Here is a 17209-nt window from a genome sequence, read left to right as displayed (position 1 = left end):
TTGAATCATCCGCCCGCCGCCACGCCCGCAGGTATTGTGCATCTGGGGCTGGGCGCGTTTTTCCGCGCGCATGTTGCAAGCTATCTTGCGGATGCGATGGCACGCCATGGTGGTGACTGGGGCGTGATCGGTGTCTCGCTGCAATCGCCCGGCACACGCGACAGGCTGCGCCCGCAGGGTTGGGCCTATACAGCCGTCGAACTTGCCCCGGACGGGGAAAAGCCGCAGATCATGACGCTGCTGCGCGATGTTCTGGTCGCGCCGGAAAACCCGCAGGCGGTGCTTGATGCCATGGCCGCGGAAACCGTGTCGATTGTCAGCCTGACAGTCACGGAAAAGGGCTATTGCCACGAACCGGCAACCGGGCGGCTGGACCCCGCGCATCCTGATATCGCGCATGATCTGGAACATGATCTGCCAAAATCCGCGCCGGGCTATCTGGTGCGGGCGTTGCAGTTGCGCCATGCGCGCGGGTTGCCGCCGTTTACGGTGCTGTGCTGTGACAATCTGCCGGAAAACGGGCGGGTCGTGCGCGCAGTTGTGCTGGAACTTGCACGTCTGATCGACCCTGCGCTGGCCGACTGGATTGGTGACAATGGCGCATTCCCGTCCACGATGGTCGACCGCATCGTGCCTGCCACGACTCCGGATGATCTGGACCGCGTGGCCGCCCTGACCGGGTTGCGCGACGAAGCGCCGGTGATGCATGAACCGTTCCGCCAATGGGTAATCGAGGATCATTTCTGCGGCCCCCGCCCCGATTTTTCGGGCACAGGTGCGCAATTGGTCGCGGATGTGACCCCGTTTGAGCATATGAAACTGCGCATGCTGAACGGCACGCATAGCGCACTGGCCTATCTGGGCTATCTGGCGGGACATCAGACCATTGCAGATGTCATGACCGACCCTGCATTCGTTGCCTATGCCCGCCATCTGTGGCAGGCAGAAATCATCCCCACGCTGACCCCGCCGGAAAACACCGATCTGGGTGCATATGCCGATGCGCTGGCCGCGCGGTATGCCAACCCCGCCATCCGGCACCAAACATGGCAGATTGCCATGGATGGCAGCCAGAAACTGCCGCAGCGCATTCTGGCCACGATTGCCGATAACCGTGCCGCCGGGCGCGATATCAGCGGGCAGGCTTTGGCGGTTGCGGCATGGATGCGCTACACATCCGGACGCGACGAAACCGGCGCCCCGATTGACGTAAAAGACCCGCTTGCGCCCCGTCTGGCGGCATTGTGGCACGAAGATCCGCGCGATACGGTCACGGCCTTCTTGGCCCTGTCAGAGGTATTCCCCGAAACCCTGCGCAATGACGCAGGCTTTGCGGATGCCCTGACACAGGCCTTGTCGGGGCTGGTTGCCCAAGGCGCGCGCGCGATGGTGGCCGATGTCTGAACCGCTGATCCTGAACCCTGCAGATACTGTCGCTATCCTGACAGAAAAGGGTGTTGCATCCGCAGGGCACAAGGTCGCACGCCAGCCGATGCCGAAAGGGGCACCGGTTATCAAATGCGGGCAGGTGATCGGCTATGCCACCACCGATATTGAGCAGGGCGCGCATGTGCACAGCCATAACTGTGCCTTTGGCGCGCATGGGCGCGACTACAGCCCCGGCGCGGGGCTGGAGGTGGCACGCGCCGCGCTGGAAATCCACGCATCTGCCCCCGCGATGCAGTTTCAGGGCTATCACCGCGATGGCGGGCAGGTGGGCACGCGCAATTATATCGCGTTGGTGGCGACTGTGAATTGTTCAGCCACCGTGATACGCCGCGCCGCAGATGAACTGGACCGCGAAGGCGCGCTTGACGCTTATGCGAATGTCGATGGCGTTGCGGCTTTTGCCCATGGCACCGGCTGCGGCATGGGGTCCAGCGGGCCGGGATATGACGCGCTGAAGCGCGTTCTGACCGGCTATGCAGGGCATGCCAATGTGGGCGCTGCGCTGTTTGTCGGGCTGGGCTGCGAAGTCATGCAGATCGCACGCATGAAGCAGGATCTGGGTGCTGCAGCGCGGTTCCACTGGCTGACCATTCAGGACACAGGCGGCACCCGCGCGACAATTGACGCCATCAAGGCACGGGTGCGGGAAATACTGCCTGCGGTCAACGCCGCACGCCGCACGCCCGCGCCGGTCTCAGCGCTGAAAATCGGGTTACAATGCGGGGGGTCGGACGGGTTTTCAGCAATCACGGCCAATCCCGCGCTGGGGGTGGCAAGTGACATGCTGGCGGCGCAGGGCGCGTCAGTTGTCCTGTCCGAAACGCCAGAGATTTTTGGCGCGGAACGCCTGCTGCTGGACCGCGCCGTGTCTGAGGATGTGGCCCGCAAGCTGATGGCCCGGATCAGTTGGTGGGAAGACTACACCGCGCGCAATGGCGTGTCGCTGGACAGCAACCCAAGCCCCGGTAACAAGGCGGGCGGGCTGACGACAATTCTGGAAAAATCGCTGGGGGCGGTGGCCAAGGCAGGCAGCACACCATTGCAGGCGGTGCTGGACTATGCGGAACCTATCACCGCGCCGGGACTGAATTTCATGGACACGCCCGGCTATGACCCTGTATCGGCCACAGGCCAGATCGCGGGCGGGGCGCAACTGATCGTCTTTACCACCGGGCGGGGGTCTGCCTTCGGGTCGAAACCGGCACCCACGCTGAAACTGGCCACGAATTCACGCCTGTTTGACGCGATGCGCGATGATATGGACCTGAATTGCGGCGATATTCTGGACGGGGTGTCGTTACAGGACAAGGCTGCGCAGATTGTGCAGATGGTTCTGGCCACAGCATCCGGGCAGGTCACCAAATCCGAAGGGTTAGGGCTGGGGGATCATGAATTCGTACCCTGGCAGATTGGTGCAGTGGTCTGAGTGCATCACTCCGGTGCGCCAGTCGGGGAATGAATGGGCGGCGGGCGCAGCGGATACAGGATTTCGCCATCTTCCTGCCCGCGCGGCCAATGCCCGTCGCGGCGCAACCGCACCTGATTTTTCCAACCTCGGGGACTGGTGCCTATATGGCGCTTGAACAGGCGGGAAAAGTAATAGACATCCGCAAATCCCAGCCGCGTTGCGGTTTCCGAAACACCTTTGCCCGCTTCCAGTAATTGCATGCCAATTTCCATGCGTTTGAATTCCTGATATTTTGCAGGCGTTGCGCCCAGTCGGCGGCGGAACTCGCGGCGGAAATAGACATCGCTATAGGGCGCATCGCGCACCACCTGTTCGGCCAACCCCGCTTGCAAGGGTTCAGCGGCAATCCGGGCGGCGGCGATCATCACCGCCATCGACAGCCCTTCGGACTGGTCAAGCGTCGCGTCTTGCGTGTCGCGCCAGTCCAGAAATGCATCTTCTATGAATTCGTTCAGAATAACCATGAAAGCATGGTGCATGGACATGGTGACTGAACTGGCGGGCGCGGTAGCACGGTAATGGCGCACCAGCGGTTCCAGCATTGGCCAGCGGGATAGGGTGACCACCTGCCGCAGATGCAGCCGCGCCAGAAAATCATGCCGCCCGAACAGATCCAGCCGGAAATGCTGCGCCAACCCGGTATAGAGCAGGTCCGGGTCGGGATTGCGGCCCTGAAACCGCGTCCCGGCGGGAATAAGCATGGCCATTCCGGGCGTCAGGCTGACATGCTGATCCCCCAGCAGATACACGCCCTGCCCCGACAGGCAGATAACAAGGTCATGAAAGCTGTTCACCTTGTCGATGGACCAGCTATGCGAATGTTTCATCCGGATCGCAGAGCGCGTCAGCGTCAGATCCAGCGCCCGGACAGGCAGGCCCGCCAGAATTCCGGCCCCTGCTGTGTTCGCGTCTGCGGGGTGTTCTGTTTCGTCCATCTTTTTCTGCATAAACGTCAATTCCATCCGTCCGTCAAACTGGCATATTAGGCGAATACTTCTGACGAGGGAATGCTTGTCAGTGCTGGTCGAATCGAAGGAGGAGCGGTTTGATGACGTGCCAAAGGCATATACTTTGCCATAGACACTGCATCCTGTCATCAACTACGGGTTGTCCCCCATGCTGCGGTCCCCGTGCGGACCTCATGGGAAACATGTATCAAATGACAGGGAAATAAACCATGGAAAGCCGTTTTCTGGGGCTGGCCTATCTGGCGCCTTATATCATCGGGCTGCTGGTCTTTACGATGATCCCGTTTCTGGCCTCGCTTTACCTGAGTTTTACGGATTACAATCTGATGTCGCGCCCGGTCTGGACAGGGCTGGAAAACTTCCGCGACCTGTTGTCGGACCGGACCTTCAAGCGGTCGCTGAATGTCACGCTGATATATGTGTTTCTGACAGTTCCGCTGAAGCTGGTCTTTGCACTGTTCATCGCCGTAATCCTGAACTACCGGCTGCGCGCCATCGGGTTTTTCCGCACGGCCTATTATGTGCCGTCCATTCTGGGCGGATCTATCGCAGTGGCGGTGCTGTGGCGCTATATTTTTGCCGATACCGGGCTGGTCAACATGGTGCTGGTTACCATCGGACTGGACCCTGTGAACTGGTTCGGCGATCCAGTCAATGCGCTGTTCACCATCACGCTGCTGCGCACATGGCAGTTCGGTTCAGCCATGGTCATCTTTCTGGCGGCGCTGCAATCAGTGGACAAATCGCTTTATGAAGCCGCCGCGATTGATGGGGCGGGCAAGTGGCACAGCTTCTTCTTCATCACGCTTCCGCTGATTACGCCTGTCATTTTCTTCAATCTTATCATGCAGATGGTGCAGGCGTTTCAGGAATTCAACGGCCCCTATGTCATTACCGGCGGCGGTCCGTTGCGGTCCACCTATCTGCTGCCGCTGTATATCTATGACGAGGCGTTCAAGAATTTCAACATGGGCTATGCGTCGGCCATCGCCTGGGTGCTGTTTGTCATCATCATGGTGCTGACCGTGGCGGCGTTCTGGTCATCCAAGAAATGGGTCTATTACGCCGGCGACAAAAGGAGCTGATGATGAGTATTCCAGACACAACCCTTGCGTCTGCCAAGGCCCTGGTGGCCCCTGTCCTGGACGATACATCCCGCGCGCAGATCAGGGCGGAACGCATGTCCGCTTTCGTGCGCTATACGCTGCTGATTACCGTCGGGTTTCTGATGCTGTATCCGCTGCTGTGGCTGGTGGGTGCATCGTTCAAGACCAATTCGGAAATCTTCGGTTCCATCGGGTTTATCCCGCAGGAACCAACGCTGGACGGGTATCGCAAAGGGTGGGAAACATCGACACCCTATACATTCGGGCGGTTTTTCTGGAACACGTTCCTGATCATCCTGCCCAAAACCATCTTCACGGCGATTTCCTGCGCGCTGGTGGCGTATGGGTTTGCCCGGTTTGAGTTTCCCTACAAGAAGCTGCTGTTCGCCAGCCTGATTGCCACGCTGCTGCTGCCCAATGTGGTGACACGCATTCCGCAATACATTCTGTTCCGCGATCTGGGCTGGCTGGACACCTATCTGCCGCTTTGGGTGCCGTCTGCTTTTGCCGGGGATGCGTTCTTTGTGTTCATGCTGGTGCAATTTCTGCGTGCCATTCCCCGCGACATGGAAGAAGCGGCGCGCGTGGACGGGGCCAACAGCCTGCAGACCCTGATTTACATCGTGGTGCCCATGCTGATGCCCGCGCTGATTTCGGTGGCACTGTTCCAGTTCATGTGGACGATGAACGATTTTCTGGGTCCGCTTATCTATCTGTCGTCGGTCCAGAGTTTTCCTGTCTCGCTGGCGCTGAAACTGTCCATCGACACGACCGAAGCGTTTGACTGGAACCGCATTCTGGCCATGTCCGTGCTGGCCCTGCTGCCTGCACTGATCGTTTTCTTCATGGCACAACGATACTTCATCGAGGGCATCTCGACCGGTGGGGTGAAAGGGTAGACCTATGGCACGTTTGCAAATCAGGAATCTGGAAAAGACCTATACCAATACGTTCAAGGCGGTGCATGGCATCAATCTGGATGTGGCAGACGGGGAATTCATGGTGCTGGTCGGCCCGTCGGGCTGCGCCAAATCCACCACGCTGCGCATGATCGCGGGGCTGGAAAGCATATCCGGCGGCGAAGTTGTGATCGGCGACCGCGTCGTCAACCGCCTGCAGCCGGGGGAACGCGGCATCGCGATGGTGTTCCAGAACTATGCACTTTATCCGCATATGAAGGTGCGCAAGAACCTGTCCTTCGGGCTGCGGCTGCAACGCGCCCCCAAGGCGGAGATTGAACGCAAGACCGCCGAAGTTGCGCGTATTCTGGAAATCGAACCGCTGCTGGACCGTCTGCCGAAGGAATTGTCGGGCGGGCAGGCGCAGCGTGTGGCCCTTGGCCGCGCCCTGATCAAACAGCCCGAAGTGTTCCTGTTCGACGAACCACTGTCCAACCTGGATGCGAAACTGCGCGCGTCAATGCGGGTGCGCATTACCGATCTGCACAAGCGGCTGAAGGATCAGGGCATGTCATCAACGGTGATCTATGTCACCCATGACCAGACCGAAGCCATGACCATGGGCGACCGGATCTGCGTGATGAAGGATGGCCATATCATGCAGGTGGCCGACCCCAAGACCCTGTATGACCGCCCCGCAAATGCCTTTGTTGCCGGTTTCATCGGCAGCCCTGAAATGAACCTGATTGCGGGCAGGCTGGATGGCAACAGCTTCCATCTGGGTGCGCAATCGCTGGTCCTGCCCGATGAACTGATGGCCCGCCTTCGCGCCAATAGCGGGTCGGTCACGCTGGGCATTCGCCCCCAGCACCTGCGGGTGAACACCGCCGACGGGCTGCGGGCCGTTGTCGCGGGGGCGGAATTCATGGGCCATGAAGTTGTCCTGCATCTGGATGTGGAAGGCGAGCGTGTGGTCGCGGTGTTGCCCGCCGCAGACTACGCCGATCTGGACCGCGGCACGACAGTTACGCTGACCCCGGATCCGGGCCAGGCGCATGTTTTCGATCAAAGCGGCGGGAATATCTCGCTTTCGACGTCTCAGTAACGGGAGGATTTACACATGAGACTACTGACAACAACCATTCTGACGGGCCTTCTGGCCAGTGCCGCGCAGGCAGATACGCTGCGCATGTCATGGTGGGGCGGCGATGCCCGCCATGCCCAGACCCAGGAAGCGCTGAATTATTGCGGCCCCAAGCATGGCCATGACATTCAGGCTGAATTCACCGGCTGGTCGGGCCATCAGGAACGTATCACCACCCAGATCGCCGGCCGGACAGAAGCCGATATCATGCAGATCAACTGGCCATGGCTGCCGCTGTTCTCGCCTGATGGAACGGGGTTTGCGGACCTGTATGAATATGACCACATCATCGACCTGTCACAGTTCACCGAAGCGCAGCTTGCCGGTGGCGAAGTGGCGGGCAAGCTGAACGGGATTCCCGTATCCACCACCGGACGGGTCTATTTCTTCAACAAAACCACCTTTGAACGCGCCGGTCTGGACGTTCCCACCACCTGGCAGGACGTGATCGATGCGGCCCCTGTCCTGCGCGCGGAACTGGGACCGGATTACTACCCGTTCGAAGCGGCCGGTCTGAACGCGATCTTCCTGGTATCAATGGCGGTGACGCAAGCGACCGGCAAAGACCTGATTGACCCGGAAACAACGACTGTTGCCTGGACCGAGGAAGAACTGCTGGACGGTATCCGCTTCTATCAAAGCCTGGTCGAAGCAGGGGCCATTCGCGAATGGCGTCAGGTCGCGGGCGAGGGCAATATCGAGTTGTTCGAAATGCGCCCATGGTCTGACGGGCGGATTGCCGGCACCTATGAATGGGATTCTGCCTATGCCAAATATGCCGACCCGCTGGGTGGCGATCAGGTGCTGGTGCCGGTACCCATGCTGATGACCGAAGGGGCGGTGACGGAAGCCACCTATTCCAAGCCATCCATGTTGTTTTCCATCTCGCGCAATTCTGACCACCCCGAAGCGGCTGCGGAAATCATCAATTGCCTGCTCAATGACCCGGAAGCAATTGAAATCCTGACCGATTCACGCGGGGTGCCTGCCAGCAAGGTGGCGTTCGGATTGCTGAACGAAAATGACCTGATCAACCCCAATGTGGCCGCCGCCAATGCGATTGTGCTGGACGGCACAGGGCCGGTGGTGTCGTCGTTCAATGAACACCCGCGCGTGCGCGATGCGTTCCGCGACAATCTGGAAGGCGTGGCCTACGGCATAATCAGCGCCGAAGACGCGGCGGCTGATATCATCAGCAGTATCGACCGCGCATTGCGCCAGTTCCGCTGATCCCTGACCCCAAGGCGCGCGCGAACGTCCGTGCGCGCCTTTTGCCTTCATCCGGACCCGAACCATGCCCCCCTTGATTGAACTTGTGGCAATCACGCCCCGTGCGGTTGCCTTGCGACTGCTGATGCCTGATGCCCGCTATTACCTGCCGGAACCGGTGGCATGGCGGTTGCATGGTGACGGGATTGACCGCCAAGGCACGACCGACCGGGTTGTGACAGTGCTGCATGATCTGCCGCCAGCCACGACCCTGAGTTTTGACGCAGCCGGTTTTGCGCCATTTGAAGTCACCCTGCCGCCCTGCAACGGGGCCGTGGTGCTGAATGACCCGGCACAGGCGCAGGTGTTGCTGGACGGGCTGCCCGATGGCGGCACATTGATTGTGCCTGCGGGCGAATGGGTGGTGGCACCGCTGTTGATTCCGTCGCACCGCCATATCTGGCTGGCCGATGGTGCGCGTCTGGTGGCCCCGTCGGACCGGGCGGCATTTCCAATTCTGCCCGCCGGACAGGGTGGCAGTTGGGAAGGACTGCCTGATGCCTGCTACCGCGCCATTCTGACCGCGATTGATGCGCATGACATCACCATTTCCGGCCCCGGTCTGGTGGACGGGGGCGGCGCGCACGGCGACTGGTGGGACTGGCCGAAAGAAACCCGCAACAATGCCCGGCGTGCGCGCCTGCTGCACCTGATCGGTTGCGAGGGTGTAACAATTCTTGGCCCGGTGCTGACAAATTCACCAAGCTGGACAGTGCATCCCTATATGTGCCGCAACCTGTCCTTTGCCGGGCTGACCATCCGGAACCCCGCTGACAGCCCCAATACCGATGGCCTGAACCCCGAAAGCTGCGAAGCTGTCCGCATTGACGGGGTGCGCTTTTCAACCGGTGATGACTGCATCGCCATCAAGGCGGGCAAACGCAGCGACACTGGCGGCGATGCCCATCTGATGCCCACACGCAACGTGACTGTGCGCAACTGCCTGATGGAACGCGGCCATGGTGGCGTTGTCATCGGGTCCGAAATGTCGGGCGGTGTCAGCGATGTGCGGATTTCCGATTGCGAGATGGTCCAGACCGACCGCGGCTTGCGCATCAAGACACGGCGCGGGCGTGGCGGTGTCGTGTCCGGCATCCATCTGCGCAATGTCAGCTTTGACGGCGTGGACACGGTTTTGGCCATCAATATGCATTATTTCTGCGACCATGACGGGCATACGCCCTTCGTGCAGACGCGCCAGCCGCAGCGCGTGGATGACCTGACGCCGCAGATCCGCGACATCACGCTGGACCGGATAGTGGCGCGCGATGTGCGGCTGGCTTTTGCCGCCTGTCTGGGCCTGCCGGAAGCGCCGGTGACGGGCGTGGTGGTCACCGATGCCGATGTCACCTTCGCGCCCGCACCCACACCGCAAGTGCCCCTTATGGCCGATGGGCTGCGCGCTGTGGCCGGGGCGGGCGTGTTGACGGAACACTGCGCCATTTCGGCCCCAACTGATCTGCCCCAAGGCCCCCTGACACTGAAGGATTTTCAGCCATGCTAGAGTATTTTGACGCATATGCTGCGCGCTATCAGCCCTATAAGGGTGGGGATTGGTGCTATGAGGATGGCTGCATTTATCGGGGGCTGTTGCTGCTGTATCAGGCCACGGGGCAGGCGCGCTGGCGTGATCACCTGATGCGGCTGGTTCAGCCACAGGTGGCCCCCGATGGCAGTTTGCGTGGCTACCGGATTGATGAATACAATATCGACAACATCCTCGCCGGGCGCATCCTGTTTGCGCTGGACCGCTGGACGGATGATCCGCGCTGGATGCGCGCGGCAGCACTGCTGGCGCGGCAGCTGGACACCCATCCGCGCACCGATAGCGGCAATTACTGGCATAAGCTGCGCTATCCGCATCAGGTCTGGCTGGACGGGCTGTATATGGGCCTGCCGTTCCAGATTGAATACGCGCAGGCCACAGGCGACAGCGCGCGCATCCGCGATGCGCTGGCGCAGATGTCCAGCGCGCTGGCGGTGACCTTGCGCGATGACGGGCTTTATGCCCATGGCTATGATGCCGCGCGGGTGCAGGAATGGGCCGATCCCAGTACCGGGCGATCCCCCAGTATCTGGGCGCGCGCGCTTGGCTGGCAGGCTATGGCGCTGGTCGATTGCGCCGAATTGGTGGGGCTGGCGGAATTTGATGCGGCTGGCCTGCTGGCACCATTGCGCGGTTTACTGGCGCAAGTGATCACGTGGCAGCAACCTGATGGGGGCTGGCTGCAGCTTATGACCATGCCTGATCTGGCGGGGAACTATACCGAAAGCTCTGCCAGTGCGATGTTTGCCTATGCCATGACCAGTGCCGCAGCGCTTGGGGTGGATCTGCCCGGTCAGAATGATGCCATCGCGCGCGTGACCGCGTTTGCGCGCACTCGTCTGGTGCCCATGGACAACGGCGAAGTGCAGTTTGGCGGGATTTGCCATGTCGCAGGGCTTGGCGGGTTTTCAGGTGTCTATCGTGACGGAAGCCCCGACTATTACCTTAGCGAGATACAGGTCAGTGATGACGCCAAGGGCACCGGCCCGCTGATGATGGCCCATGCCCGCGCGCTGCAACTGGCGCAGGCCCCGTTGCAGCCTGTCTGACGGGGCCGCTGCGCCTTCCGATTACTGTGACTGGCGCAGATTGTCCTGCCATGCCGCTGCATAGGCCTTGCAGGACTGCGCCAGTTCCGCAGGTGGCGGGGTGCAGGCGGGCAGGGGGGGCAAGGATGTGTCCTTGAACAGCAGCGCTGCCCCCTGACTGGTGCCGGTTGCGCCAGTCGCTGCGCAAACCGGGCTGGCGGTCACCGCCTGCAACATTGTCAGGAAGGCTGCGTTGCGGGCAAATGGCCCTTCCACGATTACCCGCCCCTGATGCCCGATCAGGTCCAGACATTCCGCCGTCATCAATGCCAGATAGAACCCGACCGCCGCGGCGCGGGTGTCACTGCCAGGGGGCGGGGGATCGCCCGTCCAGCCGCCCTGAAACTGGCGGAAGGGGCCGGTTTCAGGTATTGTTCCGGGCAAGGCGGCAATATTGTCGCGCAAGACCTGCGCCATGGCCGCATCGGTGGGCTGCCCGCCCTTGCCCTGCATCAGGTATTCGAATTCGCGCCCGCCCATGAACCGCGCTGATGGAACTGCATGCCCGCGCGCGTTCACATTCAGCAATGTGTCGCGCGCGGGGTCCAGCGCGGGGGTACGCCCGCCCATGGCCATGGCCACGACCCATGTGCCGGTGGACACCACGGAAAACGGCCCCGTTTCTGCCAGCAGATGCGGTAATAGGGATGCGTTCGAATCGTGGATGCCACAGGCAACAGGCAGGCCCGCTGGCAGCCCCGTCCGTGCTGCGATTCCGGGCAGCACCCCGCCCAGCACATCCGATGGTTTGCGCGCAGGGGCCAGTTTACCCCCGATGCCAAGACGGTCAACCAGACTGGAAAACTGCCCCTTGGCCGGATCCCACAAATCCGTATGGCAGCCCAGCGACGTGACATCGCAGGCCAGTTGCCCCGTCAGCCGGAAACCCCAGTATTGCGGATAGGTGACAATATGCGCCACGCGCGCGGGCAGGTCCGGCGTGGTCGAAAACTGCCAGAACAACTGCGCCCCAAGGTTCAGCCCGCTGCGCAATGCGGGACTGCCGGTATGCGAAAATGACGGGCGCAGCGCGTCGTATTCCGCGCGCAGATCATCCGGGCCGTTATGTTCGTAATCCAGAACAGGCGCGGCCAGACTGCCATCTGCGGCCAGAAGCGCCGCGCAGGCCCCATGCGTGGTGATCGCGATGGCATCCACGCCATGCGTGGCATGGAAATCTGCCAGCCCGTCCAGAATGAAGCGCCAATGCCCTTCGGTATCGAAATGCGGCCAGGGCGGGCCGGGCTGCACTGTGTTGGGGCGCGTCAGAACAGCGGTTTCATGCAGGGTCTGGCCGTCGACCAGCGCCAGTTTGGCATTGGTCTTGCCTATGTCGATCACGGCGATATGGGTCATGGCAGGTGGAACATGGGAATAAGCGGAGTTGCCACGGGTTCATTGCCCGGATGGGTTTCCATCAGGTCGGCCATGTGCGCCCACCAGCGTTGCATCACCGGATGGGCGGGCAGGGCGTCCATGCCATGATCCTTTGGCCGTGACAGCATGGCAAACAGGATACCTGTTTCCATGTCCAGATGGATGGAATAGTCGCTGACACCGGCATCTTTCAGCAAATCCACCAGTTCGGGCCATATGGCGTCATGGCGGCGCTTGTAATCGTCCTGGCAGCCCGGTTTCAACTGCATCCTGAAGGCGTATTTTTCCATCAGCGAGTCTTCCATTTTTCCCATAGCCGCGGCAGTGCGATGACAGAAATCAGCAGCGCGCCAATGACAATCGACATGACAATGCCCGGCACGTTCAGCAGGCCCAGCCCGAATGTGACCAACCCCATGATGAAGGCCGCCAGCACCACACCGGGTATGGTGCCCGCGCCGCCCAGAATGCTGACCCCACCAAGGACAACCATTGTGACAATCTCCAGCTCCCATCCCATGGCGATGGAGGGGCGCGTGGACCCCAGCCGCGATGTCAGGCATATCGCGGCCACGCCCGACATCAACCCTGTCAGCAGGAACAGGATGAATTTGACCCGCGCCACGCGGATACCGGAAAATGCCGCTGCGACGGGGTTATTCCCGATGGCATAGACCGCGCGTCCGAAATTCGTCTTGTGCAGAAGCACGCCGAAAATCACCGCCAGCACGCCAAACAGCGCCAGTTCAAAGCTGATGATCCACCAGACATAGCCCTGCCCGAAAAAGGCGAAATCAATCGGATAGCCGCGAAACGCCTGATCACCCAGAACGATATAGCTGATACCGCGAAACAGACTCATGGTGCCGATGGTCACAACAATGGATGGCAGGCCAAAGCGCGTGACCAGCACCCCGTTGAACGCCCCGCAGACCAGTCCGACCCCCAGCCCGACCATGACCAAGGCGGGCGTGCCGAACCCCATCTGCACCGCAAACCCCATTGCTGTCGATGCCAGCGCGATGATCGATGCCACCGACAGGTCAATCTCGCCCGAAATGATCAGCAGCGCCATGGCGAAGGCGATCATCGCTTTTTCGGTGAAATTGAAAGTCGCGTCCGACAGGTTCCACGGGTCCAGAAAATAGGGTGATGCAAAACTGTTCAGGATGAAAATTCCCACTGCCACCAGCAACAGCAGCGTTTCCCAGCTTTTCAGGTTGCGCTGCAACGGGCTTTGCAGCCGGTCGGGGATGGTGCGTGTCGTGCTCATGTCGCGTGCTCCGCGCGTTTCAGGATGATCCGGCCCCTGGTGCGGTTTGCCCGCGCATTGAAGGCCACAGCGATAATGATGGCCGCGCCCGAAATCGCCATCTGCCAGAATGGCGACACGTTGACGACCGGCAGCGCATTCTTGATGACGCCCAGAAACAACGCACCCAGCAACGCGCCCGCGACTGTGCCCACGCCGCCGGCGATGGAAATGCCGCCGATGACACATGCCGCCACCACGTCCAGTTCGAACCCGCCTGCGATATCGACATAGGCGACTGCGTAGCGCGACACCCACAGATACCCCGTCAACCCCGCCAGCGCGCCCGAAATGGTGAAGGCCCAGAATTGCGTGCGCCCCACATCAAGCCCGGTATAGGTGGCCGCATGCGGATTGCCCCCCACAGCATAGACCGCGCGCCCCAGCGTTGTGCGCGACATGATGACGGTAAACAGGATCACGGCCAGAATGGCGAACCAGCTCAGCATCGGCAGGCCCAGCACCGTGCTGCGGGGAAATGCCTTGAACGCCGCGCTCATCTGGTGGCTGTTGACCCAGCGCCCTTCGCTCAGCACAAAGATCAGCCCGCGGAAAATGGTCATTGTGCCAAGGGTGACCACAATGGGCGGGATTTGCAGTTTCCACACCAGAACCCCGTTTACCATGCCCAGAAGTGCGCCAAGGCCCATGGCGAGTATCACAATTGCAATAATCGGCAAGTCCGGCATGGCCGCGTTAAGCATGGCAACGACCATGCCTGTCAGGGCCAGATTGGCCGCCACCGACAGGTCAATACAGCGCGTCAGAATGACAATCATCTGTCCGATGGCCAGCAAGATCAGTGGCGATGTGTCGTTAAACACCCTGATCAGGTTATTGGGCGCGACGAAACCCGGAAACCGCGTATAAATCACCCCAAGCAGAAGCACGATTGCGCCAAGCAGGATCATTTCGCGTGATGCTATGGCACGTCTGATCATTGGTCCGCTCCATCTTCGATACCGGCGGCGCGGCGCACCAGTGTTTCGGGGGTCAGGTTGTCATGGTCAAGTATGTCCACGATCCGGCCTTCGCGCATGACCACCACACGGTCGGACATGCCAAGGATTTCAGGAATTTCCGAGCTGACCATAATGACCGCCAACCCCTGCGCGGCCAGTTCGGCCATGAATTCATGCACCGCCGCCTTGGACCCGATATCGATGCCCTTGGTCGGTTCATCCAGAATGATGACTTTGGGGCGTGTGGCCAGCCATTTGGCAATCACCACCTTTTGCTGATTGCCACCCGATAATGTGCCAAGTTCAGTATCCAGTGATGCCGCGCGCAGGTCCAGACGGCTGGTATAGTCACGCGCAAGGCGGAATTCTTCAGCCAGACGCAGGAACCCGTTGCGCGATGTTCGCCGCAGCGACGGCAGGGTGATGTTCTGAAAAATCGGCAGCGAGGTGATGGCACCCTGCTTGCCGCGGTCTTCGGGCACATAGACAATGCCCTGCGCCACCGCTTCAGCGGGCGAACGGATGACGCGCACCTTGTCGTCAATACGCACCACCCCCTTGGATGGTCTGGTAATGCCGAACAGGGCCTGCATCAGTTCGGACCGGCCCGCGCCGACCAGCCCGTAGAACCCCAGGATTTCGCCCCGATGCAAGGTGAAATTGATATCAGCAAATTCGGTCGGGTGGTCATAGCCGACAACGCGCAGGATCTCGGTTCCGCCAAGGCGCTGGCGGTCGGGAAAAATCTGGTCCACGGCGCGGCCTACCATCATTTTGACAAGGTCACTTTCGGTAACATCGGTAATCAGCCCGTCACCAATGAACTGGCCATCCCGGAACACTGTGTAGCGGTCGGCAATTCTGAATATTTCGTCGAATTTATGGCTGATGAACAGGATCGCCTTGCCCTGCGCCTTCAGCTTTTCAACAAGATCGTACAGTTCCTGGATTTCCTTGTGCGACAGGGCCGCGGTCGGTTCATCCATGATGACAATGCGCGCATCCACGGACAGGGCGCGGGCAATCGCCACCAGATGCTTGTTGGCAATGCCCAGATCGCGCAGGCGCACTGTCGGGTCCATATGCGCGCCGATGCTGGCCAGAATTTTTGCCGCTTTTGCTATCATGGCGCGCGTATCGATCAGCCCCAGACGGGTGCGCGGGGCATGGCCAAGATAGATATTTTCGGCCACGCTCAGGTCATCAAACAGCACTGTTTCCTGATGAATGGCCGTAACCCCTGCGCTGGCCGCATCCTGCGCGGTCGCAAAACTGACGGGTTGGCCGTCCAACAGGATTTGCCCGCCATCGGGCTGGTATATCCCTGTCAGAATCTTGACGACCGTGGATTTGCCCGCGCCGTTTTCCCCCACAAGTGCAGTTACCTGCCCCGGATAAAGCCGCAATGCCACATCCGACAGGGCCTTCACGCCCGGAAAGATCTTGGTGACGCCATCCAGCGCCAGAATGGGGTCCGTGCGCGCGCCTTCGGGCGCGGTAGGGGGGGCAACAGCCTGCATGATTGTTTTATTCCGATAGGACAAAAATCCGCCCCGGCGCGGTGAACGCACCGGGGCGGCAAGAAAAGGACGCTTAGAAGATGTCCTTGAATTCTTCGATATTGGACGCGTCATAGACGAAGGGATCAGCCATTGCACCTTCGGAATTGTCGTCCAGTGTCAGCGTGCCCATGCGCCCCATCGGGATTTCGGCACCGGGACCGGCTTCGGCCTGATCGGTTGCCAGCATATAGGACAGATAGGCGGCCGAATAACCCAGATCGATCGGGTTCCAAATGGCGAAGGATTGCGATGCACCTGATTCAATGGCCCCCGCCATTTCCGATGGCAGCCCAAGGCCTGTGACATTCACCTGACCAACCTTGCCCGCATCCTCTACTGCGCGCGCAGCAGCCACGATGCCGACCGATGTGGGCGCGATGATGGCGCTCAGGTCAGGGTAGGTCTGCATCAGGCCCGTAGCCTCGCGGTAGGATTTGTCGGCCAGATCGTCGCCATAAACCGTGCTGACCACTTCGATATCCGGGTATTGGTCCATGACCTTCATCATTTCCTCGATCCAGATATTCTGGTTGGTCGAGGTGGTGGTGGCCGATAGCAGCGCAACCTGCCCGCCATCAGGCAACTGGTCCGCGGCCAGTTTGATGATCATGTTGCCGATCAGCGGGTTTGATGACGGGTTCAGATGCAACTGCCGCCCTTCCGGTGCAACGCCGCTGTCCCAGCTTATAACCGTGATGCCCCGGTCCATGGCGCGGCGCAGCGCGGGAACCAGCGCGTCCGTGTCATTGGCCGAAACCGCGATGGCGTCCACCCTCTGTGCGATCAGGGAATTGATAACCTCGATCTGGCCTTCGGCCGTGGTGTCGGTCGGGCCGGTATAGATGATTTCGACATTGCCCAGTTCTGCTGCGGCTTCCTGTGCGCCTTCGGCTGCGGCTTCAAAAAAGCCGATGCCAAGTGCCTTGACCACCAGCGCAATGCGCACTGTGTCATCCTGTGCAAAAGCGGCACTGCCCATCAAGCTGGCAGCAAGGCCAAGCCCGGTGGCGAATTTGGTAAAGTTCCGGCGTTTCATGCAAGTTTCCTCCCTGGAATTGT

15 protein-coding genes are annotated in these 17209 nt (G+C 60.5%); 8 read left to right on the top strand and 7 right to left on the bottom strand.

Going from position 1 to position 17209, the window contains the following annotated elements:
- A complete protein-coding gene (locus PUT78_RS14080; RefSeq protein WP_476453966.1) occupies positions 1 to 1404 on the top strand; it encodes a mannitol dehydrogenase family protein in 1404 nt (467 codons plus the stop codon).
- The gene (locus tag PUT78_RS14075) at positions 1397 to 2875 is read left to right on the top strand and encodes a UxaA family hydrolase (protein WP_274352909.1); all 1479 of its coding nucleotides are present in this window, start codon (positions 1397 to 1399) and stop codon (positions 2873 to 2875) included. Before PUT78_RS14080 ends, PUT78_RS14075 begins: the two co-directional genes overlap by 8 nt.
- Before the next feature lie 5 nt (positions 2876 to 2880).
- On the opposite strand, the gene PUT78_RS14070 is transcribed toward PUT78_RS14075, so the two are convergent.
- Entirely contained in the window at positions 2881 to 3852 is a 972-nt protein-coding gene (locus PUT78_RS14070; RefSeq protein WP_274352908.1) for a helix-turn-helix transcriptional regulator, read from the bottom strand.
- Positions 3853 to 4094: 242 nt separating this feature from the next.
- Here PUT78_RS14070 and PUT78_RS14065 point away from each other — a divergent pair, with 242 nt between their 5' ends.
- The 6 genes from PUT78_RS14065 (at position 4095) to PUT78_RS14040 (ending at position 10898) form a co-directional block, all read left to right on the top strand.
- Positions 4095 to 4970, top strand: a complete 876-nt coding sequence (locus PUT78_RS14065) for a carbohydrate ABC transporter permease (RefSeq protein WP_274352907.1) — start codon at positions 4095 to 4097, stop codon at positions 4968 to 4970.
- Positions 4970 to 5890, top strand: a complete 921-nt coding sequence (locus PUT78_RS14060; RefSeq protein ID WP_274352906.1) for a carbohydrate ABC transporter permease — start codon at positions 4970 to 4972, stop codon at positions 5888 to 5890. Before PUT78_RS14065 ends, PUT78_RS14060 begins: the two co-directional genes overlap by 1 nt.
- Before the next feature lie 4 nt (positions 5891 to 5894).
- A complete protein-coding gene (locus PUT78_RS14055; protein WP_274352905.1) occupies positions 5895 to 6995 on the top strand; it encodes an ABC transporter ATP-binding protein in 1101 nt (366 codons plus the stop codon).
- A 15-nt stretch (positions 6996 to 7010) separates the two neighbouring features.
- Positions 7011 to 8264, top strand: a complete 1254-nt coding sequence (locus PUT78_RS14050) for an ABC transporter substrate-binding protein (protein ID WP_274352904.1) — start codon at positions 7011 to 7013, stop codon at positions 8262 to 8264.
- Between the two features lie 64 nt (positions 8265 to 8328).
- On the top strand, positions 8329 to 9807 hold the full coding sequence (pglA, locus tag PUT78_RS14045) for a polygalacturonase PglA (RefSeq protein ID WP_274352903.1): 1479 nt from the start codon (positions 8329 to 8331) through the stop codon (positions 9805 to 9807).
- Entirely contained in the window at positions 9801 to 10898 is a 1098-nt protein-coding gene (locus PUT78_RS14040; protein ID WP_274352902.1) for a glycoside hydrolase family 88/105 protein, read from the top strand. Before pglA ends, PUT78_RS14040 begins: the two co-directional genes overlap by 7 nt.
- Positions 10899 to 10919: 21 nt before the next feature.
- Here PUT78_RS14040 and PUT78_RS14035 read toward each other — a convergent pair whose 3' ends face one another.
- From PUT78_RS14035 to rhaS, 6 genes are all read right to left on the bottom strand, one after another.
- Entirely contained in the window at positions 10920 to 12293 is a 1374-nt protein-coding gene (locus PUT78_RS14035) for an FGGY-family carbohydrate kinase (RefSeq protein WP_274352901.1), read from the bottom strand.
- Entirely contained in the window at positions 12290 to 12604 is a 315-nt protein-coding gene (rhaM, locus tag PUT78_RS14030) for an L-rhamnose mutarotase (protein WP_274352900.1), read from the bottom strand. Before rhaM ends, PUT78_RS14035 begins: the two co-directional genes overlap by 4 nt.
- The gene (locus tag PUT78_RS14025) at positions 12604 to 13587 is read right to left on the bottom strand and encodes an ABC transporter permease (RefSeq protein ID WP_274352899.1); all 984 of its coding nucleotides are present in this window, start codon (positions 13585 to 13587) and stop codon (positions 12604 to 12606) included. Before PUT78_RS14025 ends, rhaM begins: the two co-directional genes overlap by 1 nt.
- Entirely contained in the window at positions 13584 to 14567 is a 984-nt protein-coding gene (locus PUT78_RS14020) for an ABC transporter permease (RefSeq protein ID WP_274352898.1), read from the bottom strand. The genes PUT78_RS14025 and PUT78_RS14020 overlap by 4 nt, the downstream gene beginning before the upstream one ends.
- Positions 14564 to 16108, bottom strand: coding sequence for a sugar ABC transporter ATP-binding protein (locus tag PUT78_RS14015; protein WP_274352897.1), 1545 nt, complete (start codon positions 16106 to 16108; stop codon positions 14564 to 14566). The genes PUT78_RS14020 and PUT78_RS14015 overlap by 4 nt, the downstream gene beginning before the upstream one ends.
- Positions 16109 to 16181: 73 nt before the next feature.
- Entirely contained in the window at positions 16182 to 17186 is a 1005-nt protein-coding gene (gene rhaS / locus PUT78_RS14010) for a rhamnose ABC transporter substrate-binding protein (protein WP_274352896.1), read from the bottom strand.
- Positions 17187 to 17209: the final 23 nt, after the last annotated feature.

The organism is Roseinatronobacter alkalisoli (genome assembly GCF_028745735.1).
GTDB classification, from domain to species: domain Bacteria; phylum Pseudomonadota; class Alphaproteobacteria; order Rhodobacterales; family Rhodobacteraceae; genus Roseinatronobacter; species Roseinatronobacter alkalisoli.
Note: the sequence above shows the minus strand (reverse complement) of the source record. Positions and strands in the feature narration are given on the sequence as shown.